At 64.6% G+C, this 4839-nt stretch carries 4 protein-coding genes and 1 pseudogene; 1 reads left to right on the forward strand and 4 read right to left on the reverse strand.

The window, feature by feature from the left end; translation table 11 throughout:
• Positions 1-438 precede the first annotated feature (438 nt).
• Positions 439-1332, reverse strand: a complete 894-nt coding sequence (locus ACIRU3_RS47280; protein ID WP_404070578.1) for a hypothetical protein — start codon at positions 1330-1332, stop codon at positions 439-441.
• 597 nt (positions 1333-1929) lie between these two features.
• Here ACIRU3_RS47280 and ACIRU3_RS47285 point away from each other — a divergent pair.
• Positions 1930-2181 (forward strand): annotated as a pseudogene (locus ACIRU3_RS47285) (transposase); the annotation flags it as partial.
• Positions 2182-2196: 15 nt separating this feature from the next.
• Here the strand turns inward: ACIRU3_RS47285 and ACIRU3_RS47290 are convergent.
• From ACIRU3_RS47290 to ACIRU3_RS47300, 3 genes are all read right to left on the reverse strand, one after another.
• Entirely contained in the window at positions 2197-3516 is a 1320-nt protein-coding gene (locus ACIRU3_RS47290; RefSeq protein ID WP_404070580.1) for an IS110 family transposase, read from the reverse strand.
• Between the two features lie 244 nt (positions 3517-3760).
• The gene (locus ACIRU3_RS47295) at positions 3761-4429 is read right to left on the reverse strand and encodes a transposase (RefSeq protein WP_404070582.1); all 669 of its coding nucleotides are present in this window, start codon (positions 4427-4429) and stop codon (positions 3761-3763) included.
• Positions 4398-4839: transposase (locus ACIRU3_RS47300; protein WP_404070584.1), on the reverse strand; the 442-nt coding region annotated here is incomplete at its 5' end. The genes ACIRU3_RS47300 and ACIRU3_RS47295, both read right to left, overlap by 32 nt.

A 4839-nucleotide genomic window follows, 5' to 3' on the forward strand; every position in this document is an offset into this window, starting at 1 on the left:
CGCCTTGCTCAAGTCGGCGCCCCCGCACCGCTCCTCGGTCACATCCATGTCCCGCCCCGCCCTTACCTCGCGCACACCTGTAGCGATGCCCGCCCATCAGGGACCACAGGATTCAAAGAAGCTCTCTTGCGTGCTCGCGGCAACACCACTGGACTCCTGCGCTCGGCCCCCGCGTCCGACTACCAAACGGGCTCAATGTTCGGCACCAAGCTCTATCGACGTCCTCCGGACGGGCACCAGCCCCGATTTTCCCGGCCACGGGGCAGGACCGACAGGGCCCGGGATGACTACCGACGACGCAACAGCGTTGGGCGCTGCTTCAACCGCCTCAAGGCGGCATCGCCACCCGATACGAAGAGACCGCCACCTCCTACGAAGCGGCGGTCACACTCGCGTCGTTACTGCTTTGGGCAAGATCCGTTTGAAGACGAGCCGGCCCTAGCAGGGCTCGTATACGACCGAATATTCGCCATCCGCGAAATTAGTACCCGGGATGTATATCGGGGTGCCCGTGGTGATGTTCGAATCAGACCACGTTTTGCTCCCGTGTGAAGGCTTCGAGTAGGTGGCTGTAAGGACACCCTTTGCCGCCGCGAGACGGGGACTGAATGCGACATACCCCCTCTTGTTGGCTTCGATGGTGAAAGTATGGATGTTAGTGGTGGTGACAGCGGTACTGGCGGTTACTGTCTTCTGATACTGGAAAGCTTGTTCGATAGCCAGTTTGAATATTTTCCCGATTTCGACTTCCGCCTTGATCACGGTCTGGCTTCCATACATATCCGAGATCGAGTTAGTAACCGTCGTGCTGTAGAAATGGCTAATGGTGGAGGCCGCCTTGCCGCAGTTGTTATTGCTTGCGGATACTCTCACCGGTGCTCCCAGTACGATCTGCGGAGTGCCCCCCGTCACTTTGAACGAGCAGTTAGTGGGAGCCATTTCCCACCTGTAACCCCACGGATTACTCGAATCTTTAGGCCACTCCTTGCTTGGGAGCCCAAGCCAGTAGGTGCAGTCCCATGCTACGTACGGCACCCACGGAGCCACCGCGGGATTGCCCTTAAAGGTCTTGTACATGTCGTACCCGAGTCCGTCGCAACCAGCTGTCCCGTTGTTTACTTGGAGATAGTAAATGCGACTAGAATTGCAGCCATTTCCGTAGTCCGCAGCGATATCCAGGTCTGCCCAGGCGGCGTGGGCCGGGGTGCCGGTAAGCGGTACGAGTGCTGCAGTGAGGAGAGACAGTGCGGCGAGCCGAATGCGCCGCAAACGCGCCGTCGCGAGACGCTTCCCGGCTCTCTGTCGTATAGATGCCGTTACTGTGTATTTCATGTCAGACTCCATATCTCGTCCCGGCTGAACCATGCATTCGCTAATTAAACCCGGAGTAGAGGCCCGGACAGATGAACTGCAAGATCTGGAAATGAGCCAAGAAGGCGCTGCAGAAAACGCTACCCACTGGACCCCGCCGGAAGATCGGTGGGGTCCCATGCAGCCGCTCGTGCGCGGCAGTTAATCCCGCGGATGCTGAATGGCCAGATTATGGCCATGCCACTCGCAGCCCGTCCACAGGTTGACGCCCCTGCGCCCCAACCCCACCCGAAAGGGCAGCCTGGCAATCAGCCGTGCCCGGCACTACAGCCGGTCCTTCACGTGACGTGATGATGGTCGGACTCGTTGGCGGTGTGTGGGGCTGAAGCTGCCGCCGGGTCTGGTCCGGCGTGATGAGTTGACCGCGGACGAGGTCCGGCGCCGGGCTGCGGATCTGGAGGCGTTGTGCACGTCGGTGGACGATGTGTTCTGCCGTCCGGCATCGCGGGAGAACCTGCGAGTGAAGCTTCCCCCTGACCGTGGACACCTGGACACTGGGACATGAGGTTCCAGGGGAAGCAGCACCAGGCGGGAAGCAAGTAAACGAAGCGGTACACCGAGGAGTTCAAGCGGGACGCCATGGTGCTCGTCGACTCCTCGGGCAAGACGGCCACCGCGGTCGCCGGGGAACTCGGCATCATCTCGCAGTCTCTGCGCGGCTGGTATCGCCGGGCCAAGGCGGACCGGGGCGAGGGCACCACCCCCGGCCATCTGACCAGCACCGAACGTGAGCTTGACTCTGAAGCTGAACGGGAAATCGATCTTCGGGAGGGCAGGCGGCAGCATCCGGGCCGCTTGCGGACCGGATGACGGTGGGACGGGGGGTCAGGCTGGTGTCGGCGTGAGGGCGACCTGGTGGCCGAGGGCCTGAAGCTGGCGGACGAGATCACGGGTCTTGCGGGCGGGATCGCGATGTCGGCGGTGCCAGTCGGCGCCGAGCTCCTGGTAGGAGGCATCCGGGTCGTTGATCAGGTGCCAGGCGATGACGAGTATCGAGCGGGCGACGGCGACCAGGGCTTTGGCATGGCCTCGGCGTTTGACGATGCGGCGGTAGCGGGCGCCGAGGAAGGTGTCGGTGCGGGCGGCCGCGTTGGCGGCCTCGCCGAGCGCGCCCTTGAGCCAGGGGTTGCCCTGCCCTGCCGGGCCCGCGGTGTTCTTCGCTCCGGACTGGATGGTGCGAGGGCACAGCTTCGCCCACGAGACCAGATGCTCGGGCGTGGGAAAGCGGCTCATGTCCGCGCCGATCTCGGCGAGGATGATCTGCGCGGGGGTCGGCCCAATGCCGGGAACGGCATCGAGTCGCTCTGCCAGAACCCGCGCGCTCGCGGCAGTGTCCGGCCCACCCCCGTTGCCCGCACCGTCGTGCGGCGTGGTGATCTCCTCCAGTGTCTGGGCGATGAGCCGGTCGAGCTCGTGAATCTGGTCGGTGAGATGGTCGACGGTGGACAGCAGCACTCCGAGCAGCCGTGCGTGGTGGTCCTCGACCTGCCCGGTCAGGGCCTCGGTCAGGGCTGCCTTCTTCTTGACGAGGCTGCCCTGGGCGAGCTCGGCAAGGGCACGGGGGTTGCGTTCGCCGGCCACCATGGCGTTCATCATGGCCCGCCCCGACAGACCGAATAGGTCGGATACGGCCCCGGACAGTTTGACCTGCGCGTCCTGCAGGGCCTTGTCCACGCGGTGCTTGTGCCGGGTGCGTTCCTGGACGAAGACGGTACGGGTCCGGGTGAAGTCCCGCAGATGCCGGACCGGCTTGGGCGGCACGAACGAGGCGCGGACCATGCCGCGTTCGGCGAGCTTGGCCAGCCAGACCGCGTCCAGTTTATCGGTCTTCGGGCGCCCGGGGACGTTTTTCACGTCACGGGCGTTGACCAGCCAGCACTCCAGCCCGCGGGCTTCCAGCAGGTAGAAGAACGGGCGCCAGTACGAGCCTGTCGCCTCCATCACCACCCGTTCGACGCCCTGACAGACCAGCTTGTCGCCGAGCTCCAGGATCGCGTTGGTGGTCGAGGCTACCGACCAGACCTGCTGGACGCGGCGGCCCTCGATGCTGTCGTGCGGGACGCGCAGGCAGACCATTCCGGATGCCTTGGCGATGTCGATCGCCGCGACCCGCGCAACCGTTCCGTCGTCGTGGTCTTCTCTCAACTCCTCCATGATATGCCCCCTGTTGTGCTGTTGTGGGCGGGGCTGCCCGGGGAGCCTGAGGGGAACGGAGAAGCTGATCGGCGTGCTCAAGGCGACAGTGTGCGGCCCCTCTGGCGGCTCCCTCACCAGACTCCTATGCGGGCTCACAGCCCAAACATCAAGCGGCGTCGACGGGCAGCCCCTGTACCGATTTTCACGCCCGCGAGGCGTCATCCGCAGGTGAACGGCTGACTCCTATAGATCGTCAAGTGGCTGGCGATACCGTTGGTTCGCTCCTGAAGGAGCTCTCTTGAAAATCACCTGCAGTGATACGCGTTGGCGGGGTTCGTGCGGTCTGTTCGCGCGAGGCGATGATGACGTCCATGCCGAGGGCAGCGAGTTGTGCGATCAGGCGTCGGGTCTGACGTTCCTTGCCGAGGCGGCTGGTGAAGTGATCGGGGCCGAGGTCGCGGTAGGGCACGAGGTCGTGGAGGATGTGCCAGGCGGCGACGAGGATGGAGTGTCCGACGGCGAGGGTCGCGCGCTTGGCGCCTCGGTGTGGGACCAGCCGCCGAAATTGCGCACCCAGGTAGGTCTTCTTGCTGCGGGCGGCACTGGCGCCGGCCATGAACAGGGCGGTCTTGAGCCAGGTGTCGCCGTGGCGGGTGCGCCCGGATAACCGTTTGCCGCCTGATTCCTGGTTGCCCGGACACACTCCGGCCCAGGAGGCGAGGTGTCCGGCGGTGGCGAAGCGGCCCATGTCGACACCGATCTCGGCGATCAGAACCTGGGCGAGGGTCAGGCTGATCCCGGGAATGGTGATCAGCAGGTCGACCTGCTGCCGCAGGGGCTGCAGCTGGCGGTCGATCTCCTCGCTCAGGCGGGAGATCCGGTTGTCAGCCTCATCGATGGCCCGCAGCATCGAGGCGATCATGAACGCGTGGGTGCGCGTTGAAGTCACCGGTCAGGGCGCGGGTCAGCAAGGGAACCTTGCCCTGCAGACTGCCCAGGGCGAGGGATGCCAGCACCTGCGGGTCCCGTTCACCTGCCACCAGGGCATCCAGCATGGCTCGCGCTGAGCGGCCGGTGATGTCGGTCACGACCGAGGACAGCTTGATCCCGGTGTCCTCCAGGAACATCGCGAGGCGGTTCACGTCACGGGTCCGGTCGCGGACGGTCTCGGTGCGATATCGGGTCAGGTCCCGCAGCTGCCGGATGTCACGCGGAGGCACGAAGGAGGGGCGGACCAGGCCGTGTTCGACCAGCTTGCAGATCCACTGGCAGTCCTTCACATCGGTCTTCCGGCCGGGAACGGTCTTGATGTGCCGGGCGTTCAGCAGCCAC

Origin of the sequence: Streptomyces sp. NPDC101151 (assembly GCF_044768335.1) — a bacterium.
Lineage (GTDB): Bacteria > Actinomycetota > Actinomycetes > Streptomycetales > Streptomycetaceae > Streptomyces.